The following is a 16,843-nucleotide window of genomic DNA, read 5'->3' on the forward strand; positions in this document are numbered from 1 at the left end:
CAGGACCGATCCTGCCATGTGCCCCTGACACGGCACAGCAGGGAATGAGCGGGGACACCGGTGGCGTTCTCCCCCCTGTTCCCGGAGAACGCCCCCTTGAAGGAGAGACATGTCGGAGAAGACCCCCGTCGACTTCTGGTTCGACCCGGTGTGCCCCTGGGCCTGGATGACCTCCCGGTGGGTGCTGGAGGTCGAGCGGAGCCGCGACATCGAGGTCCGCTGGCATGTCATGAGCCTCGCCGTGGTGAACGAGGACAAGATGGACGACCTGCCCGAGGACTACCGGGAGATGCTGACCACGCGGGCCTGGCCGCCGATCCGGGTGGTCACGGCGGCCTGGCAGAAGCACGGCGACGCCGTGGTCGGCCCCCTCTACACCGCGCTCGGCACCCGCTTCCACAACAACGGCGAGGGCACCACCCTGGAGGCCATCGCGGGCGCGCTCGCCGACGTCGGCCTGCCCGCCGACCTCATCGACTACGCCCACCAGGAGGACTTCGAGTTCGAGGCCGAGCTGCGCGCCTCCCACAAGGAGGGCATCGAGAAGGTCGGCCAGGACGTCGGCACGCCGATCATCGCCGTGCCCGGCGCCGACGGCGAGCAGATCGCCTTCTTCGGCCCCGTCGTCACCCCGACGCCCCAGGGCGAGGAAGCCGCCCGCCTGTGGGACGGCGTCCTCGCCGTGGCGTCCGTGCCCGGCTTCTACGAGATCAAGCGCACCCGCACCAAGGGCCCGGACTTCAGCAACCTGTGACGCCCAGGGGTGTCTAGGGGTGTCTAGTCCGCGGCGATCCGCGCCAGATCCGGGAAGTCCGTGACCACCGCGTCCACGCCGAGACCGTAGTGCAGGGCGTACTCCGCGAACGCGTCGCCGAAGCCGGTCGCCGTCGCGCCGCGGCGCAGGGCGGGCGGCAGGTACTGGTTCTCGGCGCGGAAGGTGTACGCCCCGACGCGCAGGCCCGCCGCGTGCGCGTCCGCCACCAGCGAGGTGGGCGTGCCGGTGCCGCCGTCCGGGTTCACCGGCACGATCGAGGACTTGTCCGGGCCGATCCAGTCCGCGTACCCGGCGATCCGCGCCAGCCCGGCCGGGGTCATCATGTCCCGGTACGTCGTCGGATCCCCGGCCGAGACCAGGTCGTACGGCCCGCCCGTGGTGCCCAGCGCCTGCCACAGCGGCACGCCGAGCCGTTCGCCGGCGATCCGCCGCAGACTCGTCGGCTCGAACGACTGCACCACGCATTCACGGGGGCCCAGCCGGTTGCGGCGGACGGCCTGCGCCAGCTTCGGCTCCAGGGGCAGGCCGAGCGCGCGGAAGTACGTGGGGTGCTTGGTCTCCGGGAAAACGGCGACCGTCCGCCCGTGCGTCCTCGACAGGCGCCGGGCGAGGTCCACGACCTCCTGGAAGGTCATGATCCGCTCACGCCCGTCGAAGACCGTGTTGCGGTCGCGGACCAGGGGCAGGCGTTCCACCGCCCGCAGCGTCCTCAGCTCGGCGAGGGTGAAGTCCTCCGTGAACCAGCCGGTCACCGCCCGCCCGTCCACCGTCTTCGTGGTCCGGCGGTCCGCGAACTCCGGGTGCGCGGCCACGTCGGTGGTCTGCGAGATCTCGTTCTCGTGCCGGACCACCAGCACATGGTCCCTGGTCGGCACCAGATCCGGCTCGATCCAGTCCGCGCCGGTCTGCACGGCGTACGTGTACGAGGCGGCCGTGTGCTCCGGCCGCCAGCCGGCGGCGCCCCGGTGGCCTATGACCAGGGGCCGGCGCGGGCGCCCGGCGTCCTCGGCGGCCCGCGCCGCGGGGCCGGGAGCGGCGAGCGCCGGGCCGCCGGCGGCGGCCGCGAGCAGCACGGATCGGCGTCTCATCGGCATCGGAACGTCCTCTCGTCGTAGAGCGGTTCAGCCCTGTGCGCGGGCCCGGGCCTCCGTCAGCCGGGCCAGATGCTCCTCGTATCCCTTCGCGTAGTACGCCGCCCGGTCCGCGTCCGGCTCCACCACGGCCGTCGGCCGCGTCCACGCCTCCGCGTCCAGGCCGACGCCGAACCGCTCGGCCGCCGCGAGCACCGCGCCCCGCGCGCCCACCTCGCCCTCGACGACCCGCAGCGGCCGCCCCAGCACGTCGGCGAGCAGCCGCATCCACGCGGGGCTGCGGGTTCCGCCGCCGCACACCGCGAGCGAACCGGTCAGGCCCGCCGCCTGGAGGCAGTGCCGGGCCGCGTAGCCGATGCCCTCGCAGGTCGCGCGGACCAGGTCGGCGCGGGTCGACTCCAGGCTGACGCCGAGGAGTTCGGCGCGCAGCCGGGGCTCGACGAACGGGGCGCGCTCACCGGACGGGGCGAAGTACGGCAGCACCCGGACCCCGTGCGCGCCCGGCGGGGTGGCCTCCAGCAGGCCGTCCACCTCCGCGTGCCGGACGCCGGTGGTGGCGAGCACCCAGTCCAGGGCCGCAGTGCCGACCATCGCGGGCATGGCGCGCAGCCAGTGGCCGGGCCGGTCGGTGGAGATGTACAGGCCGGCCGGCTCGCCGGTCAGATCCAGGTCGGTGGTGGCCACCAGCGCGGCCAGACAGGTGCCGACGATCAGCAGGCCGTCGCCGGGATCGGTGACGCCCGCGCCGAGCGCGCTCGCCGGCAGATCGTACGGCCCGTTCGCGAGCCTCGTGCCCGCCGGCAGGCCCTCGCGGGCCGGCGCGGTCGCCACCGGGTCGCTGACCGGCGCGAGCAGGCCCCGGCGGTGGGTGAGGCCGAGGAGTTCGACGACCCCGTTGTCGTACGTCCTGCTCCGGGGGTCCAGGAACGGCATCGACGCGTCCGACACGTCCGTCGTCGCCGGTGCTCCCGTCAGCCGCCGGAACACCATGTCCTTGCAGTACAGGGCGGCCGCGGCGGCGTCCAGGGCGGCCGGCTCGTGCCGGTCCAGCCAGGCCAGCAGGGGGCCCGGGCAGCCGGGGAACATCGCGCTCCCGGTGCGCCGGAACACCGCCTCGAAGGTGCCGTCCGCCAGCCACTGGCCGAGCAGCTGATGCGCCCGCCCGTCCATCCAGGAGGCCGCCGCGCGCACCGGGCGCCCCTCCTCGTCCACCAGCCACACCCCGTCGCCCTGCCCGGTCAGCCCGGCCAGCGTCACCGGCCCCGGCACCCGCGCGGTCAGCGCGCCCAGCACCTCGACGACCGCCGCGTACACCTCCTCCATGTCCTGCTCGACGAACCCGCCCCGCAGCGCGAGCCGCACCGGCCGGGACTCGACGGCCAGCTCCCGCCCGCCCTCGTCGAAGACGGCGGCCTTCACGACGGACGTGCCCACATCGATACCGACGAACATTCCGACCTCCCCTTTCTTGGCTCGGTCGCCTCCGAGGCGCTTCATGCCGGTGTCGAGGCGCGACCGTGCTCGACCCTTCGGGCCTCCGCGCGCTCGCCCCCTCGACACCGGCGCGCCTCTCCGGCTCCCTCGCGGCCGACGCCCTTGGCACAGTGCCGGTTGGTGGGCCCATCAGGTCAGGCAGTGCGCCAGCGACTCCCCGCGCGCCCAGCGCCCCACCTCGGCGGCCGCGATGCGCGCGGCCTTCTCGGCGACGGCCCGGCTGGCGCCGCCCAGGTGCGGGGTCAGCACCAGCCGGTCCGCGAAGCCGTACAGCGGGGAGTCCGGCGGCAGCGGCTCGTGCGCGTAGGTGTCCAGTGCCGCCGCCGACACCCGCCCGCTCGCCAGCGCCGCGCACAGCGCGCCCTCGTCCAGCAGCGGCCCGCGCGCCGCGTTCACCACGACCGCGCCGGCCGGCAGCAGGTCCAGCTCACGGGCGCCGATCAGCCCCCGGGTCTCGGCGGTGAGCCGGGCGTGCAGGCTGAGCAGCCGGGAGCGGCGCAGCAGCTCGTCCAGGGAGGAGACGCGCAGGCCGTGGATCTCGCCGCGCGCATACGGGTCGTACACCATGACCTGCGCCCCGAACGCGCACAGCACCCGCGCCACCCGGCTGCCCACCGCGCCGTAGCCGACCAGCCCGACCGGCAGGTCCTCCAGCTCCAGACCGCTGTGCTCGTACGTGTAGTAGGCGGCGCCCTCCCAGCTGCCCCGGCCGGCCAGCGGGATGTGGGCCTGCGGGATGCGGCGCAGGGCGGCCAGCATCAGGCCGACGGTGAACTCGGCGGTGGCGGCGGCGTTCCGGCCGGGCGCGTAACAGACCCGTACGTCACGCGACTTGGCCGCGTCCAGGTTGACGTTCACCGGGCCGCCCCGGCACACCACGACCAGCCGCAGGCCGGGCGAGGCGTCGAGGACGCGGGCGGTGACCGGGCCCATCTGGGTGACCAGCACCTGACGGCCGTCGCCCAGCGCCTCGATCAGCTCGTCCTCGGCGTCGCTGGCCTCGGCCACCTCGGCCACCGGCCCGAACGGCTCCAGCGGCCAGCCGAGCCGCAGCTCCCGCACGTCCGCCGGGTGTTCGTGCCGGACCGCCTCCGCGATCAGCGACGGCAGCACGAAGCGGTCACCGGCGGCCACCACACGGACCGGGCCGGAGCTCGCCAAGGGAGCCGGTGAAGGGGTCGTCGCAGGGTTCGTCGCAAAGGTCATCGCAGGGACTCTCCTGTCTCGGCGTCGAAGACATGGGTGAGGCCGGGGTCGGCGGCGATCCGGACCCGTTCGTCGTGGGCGAGCCGCACCTCCGGGCCGGTCAGCACGGTGACGGGCCGGTCGACGCCCGCGAGGGCGACGGTGGCGATGCCCGACTCCAGCAGCGGTTCGTGCGCCAGCACCTTCGCGGGCAGCCCGCCGGCGCCGGTCAGCGAGAGGTCCTCGGGCCGGACGCCGACGACCACCTCGCGGCCCGCCTCGACCGGCACCGGCAGCGGCAGCTCCAGCCCGTCGGCGAGGCGGGCGGCACGGCCGCCGGGGGCCGTGATGCCGGGCAGCAGGTTGATCGCGGGCTCGCCGACGAAGTCCGCGACGAAGACGGTGGCCGGGCTGTCGTAGATCTCGTACGGGGTGCCGAGCTGCTGGATCACGCCGTCCCGCATCACGGCGATCCGGTCGGCGAGCGACAGGGCCTCCTCCTGGTCGTGGGTGACCAGGATCGTGGTGTGCCCCAGGTCGCGCTGGATGCGCTTCAGCTCGCGGCGGGTGGTGTCGCGCTGGGCCGCGTCCAGGTGGGAGAGGGGTTCGTCGAGGAGCAGGACGTCCGGTTCGCGGATCAGGGCGCGGGCCAGGGCCACCCGCTGCTTCTGCCCGCTGGACAGACCGGCGGGGCGGGCGCCGAGGATGCCGGTGAGGCCGATGCGTTCCGCCATCTCGCCGACCCTGCGGTCCACGTCCTTGCGGCGGCCCCGCGCCCGCAGCCCGAACGCCAGGTTCTCCGCGACCGTCAGCGGCGGGTACAGCGCGTAGTTCTCGAACGCGACGCCGATGTTGCGCCGCTGCGCGGGCCGGTCCACGACCGACGCCCCGCCGACCAGGATGTCCCCGCCGGTCACCGCCTCCAGCCCGGCGATCATCCGCAGGGTGGTGGACTTGCCGCAGCCCGACGGGCCGAGCAGCCCCAGCAGTTCGCCGGAGCGCAGCGCGAGGTCGAGACCGCGCACCGCGTCGACCGGGGGCCGCCCGCGCGGACGGTACGTCTTGCGCAGCTCACGTAGCTCCAGCTCGGTCATCGGCGGCGTCCCCTTTTTCCCGGCTCGCTGGCGTCGCGCACACCTCGTGGCGGACCTTGTGCTCGTCCAGGTCGCGCAGCGCCTCGGCGGACGCCCCGTCGTCGACCAGCAGCAGGTCGAAACGGGACAGCGGCACGACGCGGTGCAGGGCGACCCGGCCCAGCTTGGTGTGGTCGATCAGCAGGACGTTGCGGGCGGCCGAGTCGAGCATCGCCCGCTTCACGGACACGATGTGCTGCTCCTGGTGGTAGGCGTGACCGGCGTGCACGGCCGACGTGGAGGCGAAGCAGACGTCCACGCGCAGCTGCTGCACCGCCTCGACGCAGGACACGCCGAGGAAGGAGGCGTGCAGCGGGTCGTAGTCGCCGCCCAGCGCCATCAGGTGGATGCCGCGCTGGTCGGCGAGGAGGTTGATGGCCGGCAGGAAGTTGGTGACGACGGTGAGCGGGGTGATCTCGCCCAGCCGCAGCCGGCGGGCTATCTCCAGAGTGGACGTGGAGTCGTCCAGCATGACCGCCATGCCGGGTTCGATCAGCCCTACGGCCCGGTCGGCGACGGCGGCCTTCTCGGCCCGCATCGTCTTCATCCGGTACTGCACGTTCGACTCGAACACCCCGGACGGCTGCGCGGTCACCCCGCCCCGGAACTTCCGTACGATGCCCTGCCGTTCCAGCTCGTCGAGGTCCCGGTGGATCGTCATCAGACTCACCCCGAACCGCTCGGCCAGCTCGGCCGCCGTCGCCGACCCCTCCGCCAGCACCTGCTCGGCCATGGCGGCCTGCCGGGCCGCCGGTCCCTGAAACGCGTGGTTGCCGCTGCTCATCGTGTCCCGATCCGTCGTCCTGGGCCCTCCGGCCCGTCGGCCTCGAACAGCAGCAGGCTCTCAGGCCGCACCGACAGCCGTACCGGGTCGTCGGGACGCAATCCCGCGGCCTGCGCGCGGGAGGCGACCAGGGCGACCCGGTGGGCGCCCAGCCGCACGGTCACCTCCACGGACCGGCCGAGGACCTCGGTGACGTAGACCGTGCCGTCCAGCGGGTGGCCCGGCCCGCCGAGCGTCAGATCGCGGGGGCGTACGCCGATCTGCGCCCCGCCGCGCGCGGAGACCGCCACGGGCAGGGCGACCGCCCCGTCCGGCGTCCGGAAGACACCGTCGTCGACGGCCCCCGGCAGCAGATTGATCCGCGGCCTGCCGAACGCCCGCGCCACCTCCGTGTCGTGGGGCCGGTGCCAGATCTCCTCCCGGGTCCCGGTCTGCACGATCCGCCCGTCCCGGATCACCCCGATCCGGTCGCCGAGCGCCAGCGCCTCCACCGCGTCATGGGTGACGTACAGCGTGGTCGTGCGCCGCACCGTGCCGATCGCCTTCAGCTCGGCCCGCATCTGCTGGCGCAGCTTGGCGTCCAGGTGGGAGAGGGGTTCGTCGAGCAGGAAGGCCCGGGCGGGGCGGACCAGGACCCGGCCGAGGGCGACCCGCTGCCGCTGCCCGTTGGACAGCCGGCCCACCGGGCGGTCCAGCAGCCCCTCGATGCCGAGGAGTCCGGCCACCTCGTCGATCCGCCGGCGGGCCTCCGCCGCCGGGACGCGGTGGCGGGGGGAGCGCAGCGGGGAGGCCAGGTTGTCGTGGGCGGTGCGGTGCGGGTAGAGGGCGTAGCTCTCGAAACACATGGCCACGCCCCGGTCGTAGGGCTCGACCCCGCTCATGTCCCGCCCGTCGATCGCGACGGTCCCGGCGTCCGGCCGCTCCAGCCCGGCGACCGTCTTCAGCGTGGTCGTCTTGCCCGCGCCGGACGGGCCGAGCAGGCAGAAGAACTCGCCCTCCGCCACGTCCAGGTCGAGCCCGTCGAGCGCGACCGTGCGGCCGTAGGCCTTCCGTATCCCCCGCAGCGACACCGTCACGACTTCACCGCCCCGAACGACAGCCCGCGCACCAGGTACCGCTGGATGAGCAGCGCCAGCAGCAGCGGCGGTACGACCGAGACCAGTGCGGCGGCCGCCGTGAGGTTGTACTTGGGCCGGTCGCCGCCGAGGAAGGACAGCGCGCCCACGGTGACGGTCTGCGCCTCGCTGGAGGTGAGGATCAGCGGGAAGACGAAGTTGTTCCAGGCGAAGATGAACGCCAGCAGGGACACGGCCGCGATCCCCGGCTTGACCAGCGGGACCGCCACCTTGAAGAACGCCTGCTTGCGGGTGTAGCCGTCGAGCAGCGCCGCCTGTTCCAGCTCGGGTGTCAGATCGGCGAAGTAGGACCGCATGATCCACACGACCAGCGGCAGGGTGACGAGCTGGAGCACCCACACCATGCCGACGTAGGTGTCGAACAGGCCCAGTTCCTGGTACAGCACGAACAGCGGGATGATCACGGTGAGTTCGGGCGCGAACCGGAACGACAGCAGGGTGAACATCAGGTTGTCGGAGCCCTTGAACCGCCAGCGCGCCGAGGCGTACGCCGCCGGCAGCCCGACCAGCAGGGACAGCGCCACCGCGCCCAGCGACACGACCAGGCTGTTCACGAAGAACCGGGTGAAGGGGATGCCCTCGCTGTCGCCGAGCACCGTCCGGTAGCCGTCGAGGGTGGGGGTGAAGGAGAAGTACGTGCTGAACAGCTGGTCGGCGGGTTTCAGGGAGAGGATCACCATCCAGGCGATGGGGAACAGCGCGAAGACGAAGTAGAGGACGAGGGCGGCGTCCGCGAGCCACCCCAGCCACCGCTTTCTCACCCGGTCACCTCCGCGGCCCGGCGCTGGATCCGCCCCAGGTGCTTCACCAGCACCATCGCGGCGAGATAGACCACGGCCCACAGCACGACCGTGTAGCTGATGCCGAACGAGTAGCGCTGGAAGCGGATCGCCTCCAGGTAGGCCCGGATCTGCAGGACCACCGTGGAGTCGCCGGGCCCGCCCTCGGTGAGGGCGTAGATGATGTCGAACACCTTCAGCGAGTCCATGAACCGGAAGATCAGCGCGACCAGCACGTACGGCCACAGCATGGGCAGCGTCAGCCGCCGGAACGTGTACCACCGGCCCGCCCCGTCCACCGCCGCCGCCTCGAACGGGGAGGCGGGCAGCGAGCGCAGCCCGGCGAGCGCCAGGATCGCCACGAACGGCGTGTACACCCACACGTCCACGGCGATCGACGACAGCAGCGCCCCGGCCGGGGTGTCCGTCCACTGCACATCGCCCAGTCCGAACGGCTCCAGCAGATGGTTGACGACCCCCACCGACGGCTGGAGCATCAGCTTCCACATGATCGCGGCGATCACCGGGGCGATCATCAGCGGCAGGATCAGGATCTTCTCCAGCACCCGCCCGACCAGCGACGACCGGTTCAGCAGCAGCGCCACCGCGACCCCGAGCACGGTCTCGAACCCGGCCGCCCCGACCGCGTACAGCACCGTCACCCACGCGGAGTTCCAGAAGGACTCCTCGGTGAAGACGGCCCGGTAGTTGTCGAGACCGACCATGTCCGGCTGCGGCTTGCTCGCCGCGAAGTCGAAGACCGTGTAGTACAGGCCGAGTCCGAACGGGTAGAGGATCCCGCAGGTCAGCAGTAGTGCGGGGACGATCAGGAGATACGGGCGCAGGGTGAGCCGGAGCTGCTTGGAGCGTCCCGGAGGCGAACCGGAGGACGCGGCCGGACGCACGGTCAGCCGACCTTGCGGGCGAGGTCGGCCGCGAGCCCGTCGAGCACCGGCCGCGCGCCCTTCCCGCCGTAGATCTCCTGGAGCGCCGACGCCCAGCTGGTCGTCGCGTCGAAGAACTGCGCCTGCGGGGTGAACTGGATCTCCGTCTGCCCGGCGACCGTCTCGAAGGTCTCGATGAAGCCGGGGATGTCCTTCATCTTGTCCTTGTAGCCCGCGTCCTGGCTGACGGACCTGCGCACCGGGTCGATGTGGTTGTGGGTGACGGCGCCGCGCCGCAGATGCTCCTTGCCGGTCGCCCACTGCAGGAACAGCCAACCGGCGCTCTTGCGCTCGCTTCTGGCGTTCATGCCGAGCGACCAGATCCACATGTTGGTGGCGAGCGACCCGTCCGGTCCCTTCGGGCCCGGATGGAAGGCGATCTTCCCGGAGGCGGGACTGGCGCCCTTCACCGCCTGGAAGTAGGCCGCCGTGTCCGCGTCGAACAGCATCCCGGCCTTCTTCGCACCGAGGTCGCTGGAGCACTGGTACCAGGTGTACGACGTCCAGGACGGCGGCCCGCCCCGGCGGACCATGCCGGCCCAGTCCTCGGTGAACGCCACCGCCTCCGGGGAGTTCATCGCCGGGGTGAGCCGGTCGCCGGAGACGGTGAAGTCCTTCAGGCCGTGGCGGGCGTACATGGTCATGAAGCCGGGGTGGATGGTGGCCCAGCTGCGCGATCCGCGCACGGCGATGCCGTACATGCCGTCGAAGCCCGCGCCCGGCGCCTTCCGCTTGATCGTCTCGGCGAGTTCGCGCAGTTCGTCGAAGGACTCGGCGGGCTTGAGGCCCAGCTTGCGGAAGACGTCGGTGTTGTAGGCGACGACGTTGGTCTCCCAGCCCCACGGCAGCGCGTACTGCCCGCCCTGCCCGAGCGGCGCGCCTGCCTTCAGGTTCCACTGGTCGGCCTGGAGCAGGTTGGGGAAGAAGTCGTCCCGGTCCCACTCGTCGCCGGTCGCGGAGGAGTTGCGCATCCACGGCCCGAGGTCCTCCAGCCAGCCCGGCGGGCCGTACTGCCAGACCATGTACGCGCCGAGCATGAAGACGTCGTAGGAGGCACGCCCGCTGGAGAGGTCGACGGTGAGCTTGTCGAAGTAGTTGTCCTCGGGGAAGACGTCGTACTCGACCTCTATGCCGGTCTTCTCGGTGAAGGACTTCAGGTCGGCGAGGAGCGCGTCCGTGTACGGGTGCTTGTTCAGCAGCGCCTTGACCGTGGTGCCCTTCTCCCGCTTCCAGTCGAAGGCGCCGGTGATGTCGTCGGCGGCCGAGCCGTCGCTCTTGCCGTCGTTCCCGCCGAACCCGGCACCGCAGGCGCAGAGCAGGGGCGCCGCGGCCGCGGCGGCGGTGAGGGCGAGGAAGCGGCGGCGGTCGTGCACGGGCGTGTCCATCCGTGACCTCCACGTGAGGGCGGGTCGGGTCCGGGGCGGGGCGCGTTAACACGTCGAGTCGATTCGCTAACAGAGAGTGGAACGGCGGAAGTTGGGCGTCAATCCCTCGCGCACCCGAAAATCTCAGGGCAGAGTGAGAAGTTCACATCCCGGCACGCGAAGCGTGGGAGGACGCGATGGCGGACGAGACTGCGGCCTGGCTGGGCGTCGACCTCGGCACACAGAGCGTCCGCGCCCTCCTCGTCACCGGGGACGGCGCGGTCCTCGGCTCCGGCGCGGTCCCGGTGCGCGGCCGGCGGGACGGCGAGCGGCACGAGCAGGACCCGGGGGAGTGGTGGACGGCGGTGTGCGCGGCCACCCGGGAGGCGCTGCGGGAGCGCCCCGGGACCCGGATCGGCGGACTCGCGGTGTGCGGCACGTCCGGGACCGTGCTGCTCACCGACCACACGGGGCGCCCGCTGGGACCGGCGCTGATGTACGACGACGGACGGGCCGCGGCCGAGGCCGCCCGGCTGCGCGCGGCGGGCGTCACCGTCCAGGACACCTGGGCCCTGCCCAAGGCGCTCTGGCTCACCGCCGCCCACGGACCCGGCCGGATCACCCACCAGCCGGACGTGATCACGGCCCGGCTGGCCGGACACCCGGTGCCGGCCGATTCCAGCCACGCGCTGAAGACCGCGTACGACGTGGCGGCCGACGCCTGGCCCGGCCTGCCCGGCGTCCCCGAGGAGGCGCTGCCCGCCGTCGTCCGCCCCGGCACGGTCCTCGGCACGGTCTGCCCGGCCGCCGCCGAGGCCACCGCCGTCCCCGCCGGCACGCCGGTCGTCGCGGGGATGACCGACGGCTGCGCGGCCCAGATCGCCTCCGGCGCGCTGCGGGAGGGCGCCTGGAACTCGGTCCTCGGCACCACCCTCGTACTGAAGGGGGCGGCCCGCGAGCCGGTGCGGGACGGCACCGGCGTGGTCTACAACCACCGTGCCCCGGACGGGAGATGGCTGCCCGGCGGGGCGTCCAGCGTGGGCGCCGGGGTGCTCACCGCCCGCTTCCCCGACGCCGACCCCGCCGAGATGGACCGGCGGGCCGCGGCCCACGAACCCTCCGGCGCGGTGGCCTACCCCCTGGTGTCACCGGGTGAACGCTTCCCGTTCCAGGCCCCCGAGGCCACCGCCCTGCTCCTGGGCGAACCGGCCTCCGACGCCGACCGGTGGGCGGCCCTCCTGCAGGGCGTCGGCCTCGCGGAACGCCTGTGCCTGGACTACCTGGACCACCTGGGCGCCCCGCTCGACGGCCCCCTCGCCTTCACCGGCGGCGCCACCCGCAGCCCCTACTGGACCCAGCTGCGCACCGACATACTGGGCCGCCCGGCCCGCATCCCCGACCACCCCGAACCGGCCCTCGGCATGGCCGCGCTGGCCTGCCACGCCCTGACCCGCCCGACGGCCGCCCTCACCGACACGACCGACCGCATGGTCCGCGTCCGTACCACCGTCCACCCCCGCCCCGGTCACACCGACCGCTACACCGGCCCCTACCTCCGCCTCCTCGACGCCCTGGAGTCCCGCGGCTGGCTGCCGGCCCCGGTGGCGGCGCACGCGCGGCGGCGGGCCGGACAGGGCGCGGCGGCGGGCGGAGCGGGACTCGGAAAGGAAGACTGACGGCTCATGACCGCCACCCTTCTCCTCGCCCGGCACGGCCAGACCGTCTGGCACGCCGAGAACCGGTACGCCGGCGTCAGCGACATCGCGCTCACCGACACCGGCCGCGAGCAGGCGCGGGCCCTCGGGCGCTGGATCGGCGCGCACCCGGTCGACGCCGTCTGGACGTCGCCGCTGTCCCGGGCCGTGGCGACCGCCGAGCCCGCCTGCGCGGCGCTGGGGCTGATCCCGCACCGCGATCCCGACCTGCGCGAATGCGACTTCGGGGTGCTGGAGGGCCGGACGCTCGCGGAGTTCGCCGTCGAGGACCCGGCCCACGCGGACGCCTACCGGGCCGACCCGGTGGCCCATCCCTTCCCCGGCGCCGAGGACCCGACGGCCGCCGCCGGACGGGGCACCGCCGCCCTGCGCCGCATCGCGGCGGCACACCCCGGCGAGCGGGTCCTGGTCGTCGCCCACAACACCCTGCTGCGGCTGGTGCTGTGCCGGCTGCTCGGCATTCCGCTGAGCGACTACCGCCGGGTCTTCCCCAGGCTGCGCAACGCCGCCGTCAGCGAACTCCGCCTGGACGCCGGGCAGGCCGCCCTGCTGTCCCTCAACCTGCCCAGCGGGTGACAGCCCTGTGAGTCAGGTCCTCACAGGGCTGCCCCTTCACCGCGCCCGCCCGCGTGAAGGGTGAGAAGACGATCACGAGGCAGGCTTGTTGCAATCAACTTGCAATAACAAGCTAACAGCAAAAAGCCCCCGTGTGGATCGCACGGGGGCTTTCGTGTCGTCGCGGCGGGTCAGTCCCGGGCGCGCGCCCGCTGCCAGGCGTAGCCGACGACCGCCAGGACCAGCGTCATCGCGCCCGTCGAGTACAGCTGCACCCGGGTGTCCGGCTCCCGTGCCATCAGCACGAAGATCGCCGCCATGCCGGCCAGCGCCACCCACGTCAGCACGGGGAACGCCCACATCCGCACGACCAGCTTCTCCGGCGCCTCACGCTCCACCCGGCGGCGCAGCCGCAGCTGGGAGACCGCGATGAAGATCCAGACGACCAGGATCACCGCGCCGATCATGTTCAGCAGCCAGGTGAAGACGTCGTCCGGCCGCCAGTAGCTGAGCAGGACGCACAGGAACCCGAACACGCTGGACGCCAGCACCGCGATCCGCGGCACCCCGCCCGACACCCGGCCCAGCGCCTTCGGGCCCTGCCCGCGCTCCACCAGCGAGTAGGCGATGCGCGAGGCGCCGTAGATGTTGGCGTTCATCGCGGACAGCAGCGCGACCAGCACGACCACGTTCATCAGCTGGCCCGCGCCGGGGATGCCGAGGTGGTCGAGGGTGGCGACGTACGGGCCCTTCTCGACGACCTCCTTCGAGTCCCACGGCACCAGCGTCACCACGACCGCCATCGAGCCGACGTAGAACAGGGCGATACGCCACATCGCGGTGCGCACCGCGCTCGCCACACCCCGCACCGGGTCCTCGGACTCGGCCGCCGCGATGGTGACCGTCTCCAGGCCGCCGTACGCGAACACCGAGGCGAGCAGGCCGATGACCAGGCCCTCACCGCCGCCCGGCATGAAGTCGGAGAGGTTGCTGGTGCCCGGCGCGTCCGTGCCCGGCAGCACGCCCAGGATGGCGAGCACGCCCAGCACCAGGAACAGCGAGATCGCCAGCACCTTCAGCGCCGCGAACCAGAACTCGAACTCGCCGAAGTTCTTCACCGCCGCCAGGTTCGTCGCGCAGAAGACGACCATGAACAGCGCCACCCACGCCCACTCGGGCGTCCCCGGCAGCCAGCCGCTGACGATCTTCGCGGCGCCGATGCCCTCCAGGCCGACCGCCGTGCACAGCAGCACCCAGAACGCCCAGCCGGCGGTGAAGCCGGCCCACGGGCCGATCGCCCGCTCGGCGTGCGCGGAGAAGGATCCCGACGACGGGTACGCCGCCGACATCTCGCCCAGCATCCGCATCACCAGCATCACCAGGAGGCCGGAGAGGACGTAGGCGATGATGATCGAGGGTCCCGCGGCGGCGATGCCCGCGCCGGAGCCGACGAACAGCCCCGCGCCGATCACGCCGCCGAGGGCGATCATCGAGAGGTGGCGCTGCTTCAGGCCGTGGGAGAGGGAGGCGTCCGCCTGCGGCGAAGTCTCCTGCGTGCTGGTGCTGGGCATGGGCGCGGCTCGTCCGTCCAGGGGTGCGGGGACAGGGTAAAAAACGCCCACAGTCTGGGCGGCGGTGCCGAACGAGGGATACCGCCGTTCACTATGCGGACGCGCGAACTACGGAGTGTACGGCCCCCGTCACATCGACGGGTTGGCGGAACCCTACAGCCGACCCTTCCCAGGCGCACGTGAGATATACGTCCTCACCTCAGTGACGGGTATCACGCCAAGATAGGTGTCATCCGCACTCTTTGTGAGCATCCCACCACACTCGCGCTCCAGCCTTTGTCGAGCCGTAACGGTGATCCGCTCAGGTGCCCTGGGTTAGCGTCACCAGGTCCCGTACCGCCCTCATCCGCGGAGTCCCCATGAGCACCGCCACCGCCACGTCCCCCGCCCGCCCGGGGCAGGTCCTCGCCGACCTCCTCCCGGCCTCCCGCGTCCGCGACATCGCCCTCGTGGCCGGCGGCGCCCTGCTCACCGGCCTCGCGGCCCAGATCTCCGTGCCCGTGCCCGGCTCCCCGGTGCCGGTGACCGGCCAGACCTTCGCCGCGCTGCTCGTCGGCACCGCCCTCGGCGCCGGCCGCGGCTTCCTCTCCCTCGCCCTGTACGCCCTGGCCGGGCTCGCCGGTGTGCCGTGGTTCGCCGGCGGCTCCTCCGGCGTCATGCCCTCCTTCGGCTACATCGTCGGCATGATGCTCGCCGCGCTCGCCGTCGGCGCCCTCGCCCGCCGCGGCGCCGACCGCTCCCCGTGGCGCACGGCCGGCGCGATGCTGCTCGGCGAGGCGATCATCTACGCGGTCGGCGTGCCCTACCTGGCACTGGCGGCGGACATGTCCGCCTCCGCCGCGATCGCGGCCGGCCTCACCCCGTTCCTGATCGGCGACGCCCTGAAGGCGGCCCTGGCGATGGGCGTGCTGCCCACCGCCTGGAAGCTCGTCGACAAGCGCTGACCGCGAGGTTCTCTCAGGCGGTACGGAAGAGGTTCGCCGGGTCGTGAAGCGACTTCAGCCCGGCGAGCCTCTTCCGCGTCCCGGCGTCGTACAGCCCCTCGGTCCGGTCCCCGGCCCCGAAGGCGAAGTTGACGGCCCGTCCCAGGGTGTCCGGCGCGAGCAGCGCGAACGCCGGGTCCAGCAGCGCGCGGGCCCGCTCCCGGTCGCCCGTCGTCAGCAGCCGCACCAGGAACCGCCCCTCGCGGAACGGCACCGCGTTCGGCGCGCTGCGCGCCAGCGCCCCGCCCAGATGGTTGACCTGTACGACCACCATGGCCTCCGCGTCCGGCCCGGTGCTCCGCAGTACCCGGCCCGCCCGCGCCACGTCCAGCGAGCCCAGCACCGCGCTGTCGCCGTAGTAGGCGTGCGGGAAGTCCGGGTCGCTGTGGATGGTGTGGCTCTCGGCGTACGGCATCTCCCGCAGCGAGTCGGCCAGTACCGGCCCGATCTCCCGCAGCGGCGCCACCAGCCGCTCCCCGTCCGCGCCGGTGTACGCGACCCGTACGGACACCACGTACCGGCCTCGCAGATGCGGCGGCAGCGCGGGGATGTCCGGATACGGCACGGCCGCGAAGGACGACGTCAGTTCGTCCGGCACGGTCCGCGTCCACGCCTCGTACGCCGCCAGCACGGCCGCCGGATCCACGCGCCGCCCGTCGAAGGCGAGCGAACCGCCGTACAGCCGGGCCACCGGGACCAGCCCGGTCTCAAGACCGGTGACGACCCCGAGCCCGTGCCCGCCGCCCAGCAGCCCCCAGTACAGCTCCGAGTCCCGGGTCAGCCCGCGGTGCAGCCGCCCGTCGGCGGTGACGACGTCGAGGGAGCGGACGTGGTCGGCGGCGTAGCCGAACTCCCGGGCGAGGATGCCGAGTCCGCCGCCCAGGGTGTAGCCGACGGCCCCGACGGACGGCGCCGAGCCGTTCAGCGGCGCCAGCCCGTGGCGGGCGGCGGCCGCCACCACCTCGCCCCAGCGGACGCCCGCCTGCACGCGGGCCGTGCGGGCGACCGGGTCGACGGTGACGCGGTCCATGCGCCGCGTGGTGACGAGGACCCCGTCCTCGACGGTGCCGGGCACGCCGTGGCCGGTCGCCTGGACGGCGAGCGGCAGGTCCCGCTCGGCCGCGTACCGCACGGCGGCCGCCACGTCCCCGGCCGAGGAAGCGCCGACGACGACGGCGGGCCGCCGTACGAACCCGGTCTGGAAACCGGCGGTCTCCTCCGCGTAACCGGCGTCACCGGGGCGGAGGACGAGCAGATCTGCGGTGCTGTTCGGGAGGCTCATGGCGGCGAGGATGGCGCCATAACCTGACAAGCGCCGTCAGGTTTTCCCAGTC

General features: G+C 73.1%; 15 protein-coding genes. 4 read left to right on the forward strand and 11 right to left on the reverse strand.

The annotated features are described in order from the left end of the window. Positions 1 to 109 precede the first annotated feature (109 nt). On the forward strand, positions 110 to 754 hold the full coding sequence (locus tag AMK31_RS01885; RefSeq protein WP_073938486.1) for a mycothiol-dependent nitroreductase Rv2466c family protein: 645 nt from the start codon (positions 110 to 112) through the stop codon (positions 752 to 754). A gap of 23 nt (positions 755 to 777) precedes the next feature. Here AMK31_RS01885 and AMK31_RS01890 read toward each other — a convergent pair whose 3' ends face one another. From AMK31_RS01890 to AMK31_RS01930, 9 genes are all read right to left on the reverse strand, one after another. Then, complete coding sequence (locus AMK31_RS01890) at positions 778 to 1,869, reverse strand: glycerophosphodiester phosphodiesterase family protein (protein ID WP_073938487.1); 1,092 nt, start codon at positions 1,867 to 1,869, stop codon at positions 778 to 780. Between the two features lie 27 nt (positions 1,870 to 1,896). Then, positions 1,897 to 3,318, reverse strand: coding sequence for an FGGY-family carbohydrate kinase (locus tag AMK31_RS01895; protein ID WP_073938488.1), 1,422 nt, complete (start codon positions 3,316 to 3,318; stop codon positions 1,897 to 1,899). A 171-nt stretch (positions 3,319 to 3,489) separates the two neighbouring features. After that, positions 3,490 to 4,521: an NAD(P)-dependent oxidoreductase gene (locus tag AMK31_RS01900; RefSeq protein WP_241842503.1), complete on the reverse strand. Its 1,032-nt coding sequence runs from the start codon at positions 4,519 to 4,521 to the stop codon at positions 3,490 to 3,492. Between the two features lie 41 nt (positions 4,522 to 4,562). Continuing rightward, positions 4,563 to 5,639 (reverse strand): ABC transporter ATP-binding protein, encoded by a 1,077-nt coding sequence (locus tag AMK31_RS01905; RefSeq protein WP_073938490.1) that lies wholly within the window; start codon positions 5,637 to 5,639, stop codon positions 4,563 to 4,565. Then, positions 5,617 to 6,462 carry a DeoR/GlpR family DNA-binding transcription regulator gene (locus AMK31_RS01910; protein WP_073938491.1) on the reverse strand — a complete coding sequence of 282 codons (846 nt, stop codon included), beginning with the start codon at positions 6,460 to 6,462 and terminating at the stop codon, positions 5,617 to 5,619. Before AMK31_RS01910 ends, AMK31_RS01905 begins: the two co-directional genes overlap by 23 nt. Continuing rightward, positions 6,459 to 7,538: an ABC transporter ATP-binding protein gene (locus tag AMK31_RS01915; RefSeq protein ID WP_073938492.1), complete on the reverse strand. Its 1,080-nt coding sequence runs from the start codon at positions 7,536 to 7,538 to the stop codon at positions 6,459 to 6,461. The genes AMK31_RS01910 and AMK31_RS01915 overlap by 4 nt, the downstream gene beginning before the upstream one ends. After that, entirely contained in the window at positions 7,535 to 8,359 is an 825-nt protein-coding gene (locus tag AMK31_RS01920) for a carbohydrate ABC transporter permease (protein WP_073938493.1), read from the reverse strand. Before AMK31_RS01920 ends, AMK31_RS01915 begins: the two co-directional genes overlap by 4 nt. After that, complete coding sequence (locus AMK31_RS01925) at positions 8,356 to 9,282, reverse strand: carbohydrate ABC transporter permease (protein ID WP_073938494.1); 927 nt, start codon at positions 9,280 to 9,282, stop codon at positions 8,356 to 8,358. Before AMK31_RS01925 ends, AMK31_RS01920 begins: the two co-directional genes overlap by 4 nt. Positions 9,283 to 9,284: 2 nt before the next feature. Continuing rightward, positions 9,285 to 10,706, reverse strand: coding sequence for an ABC transporter substrate-binding protein (locus AMK31_RS01930; RefSeq protein WP_073938495.1), 1,422 nt, complete (start codon positions 10,704 to 10,706; stop codon positions 9,285 to 9,287). A 176-nt stretch (positions 10,707 to 10,882) separates the two neighbouring features. On the opposite strand from AMK31_RS01930, the gene AMK31_RS01935 reads away from it, so the two are divergent. Next, entirely contained in the window at positions 10,883 to 12,361 is a 1,479-nt protein-coding gene (locus AMK31_RS01935) for an FGGY-family carbohydrate kinase (protein ID WP_073938496.1), read from the forward strand. 6 nt (positions 12,362 to 12,367) lie between these two features. Beyond that, positions 12,368 to 12,976 carry a histidine phosphatase family protein gene (locus AMK31_RS01940; RefSeq protein WP_073938497.1) on the forward strand — a complete coding sequence of 203 codons (609 nt, stop codon included), beginning with the start codon at positions 12,368 to 12,370 and terminating at the stop codon, positions 12,974 to 12,976. Positions 12,977 to 13,146: 170 nt separating this feature from the next. Here AMK31_RS01940 and AMK31_RS01945 read toward each other — a convergent pair whose 3' ends face one another. Further along, entirely contained in the window at positions 13,147 to 14,526 is a 1,380-nt protein-coding gene (locus AMK31_RS01945) for an amino acid permease (RefSeq protein WP_073938498.1), read from the reverse strand. A gap of 359 nt (positions 14,527 to 14,885) precedes the next feature. Here AMK31_RS01945 and AMK31_RS01950 point away from each other — a divergent pair, with 359 nt between their 5' ends. After that, on the forward strand, positions 14,886 to 15,470 hold the full coding sequence (locus AMK31_RS01950) for a biotin transporter BioY (protein ID WP_073938499.1): 585 nt from the start codon (positions 14,886 to 14,888) through the stop codon (positions 15,468 to 15,470). A gap of 13 nt (positions 15,471 to 15,483) precedes the next feature. Here AMK31_RS01950 and AMK31_RS01955 read toward each other — a convergent pair whose 3' ends face one another. Next, the gene (locus tag AMK31_RS01955; RefSeq protein WP_079186633.1) at positions 15,484 to 16,791 is read right to left on the reverse strand and encodes an FAD-binding oxidoreductase; all 1,308 of its coding nucleotides are present in this window, start codon (positions 16,789 to 16,791) and stop codon (positions 15,484 to 15,486) included. Positions 16,792 to 16,843: the final 52 nt, after the last annotated feature.

This window comes from Streptomyces sp. TSRI0107 (assembly GCF_001905845.1).
Lineage (GTDB): Bacteria > Actinomycetota > Actinomycetes > Streptomycetales > Streptomycetaceae > Streptomyces.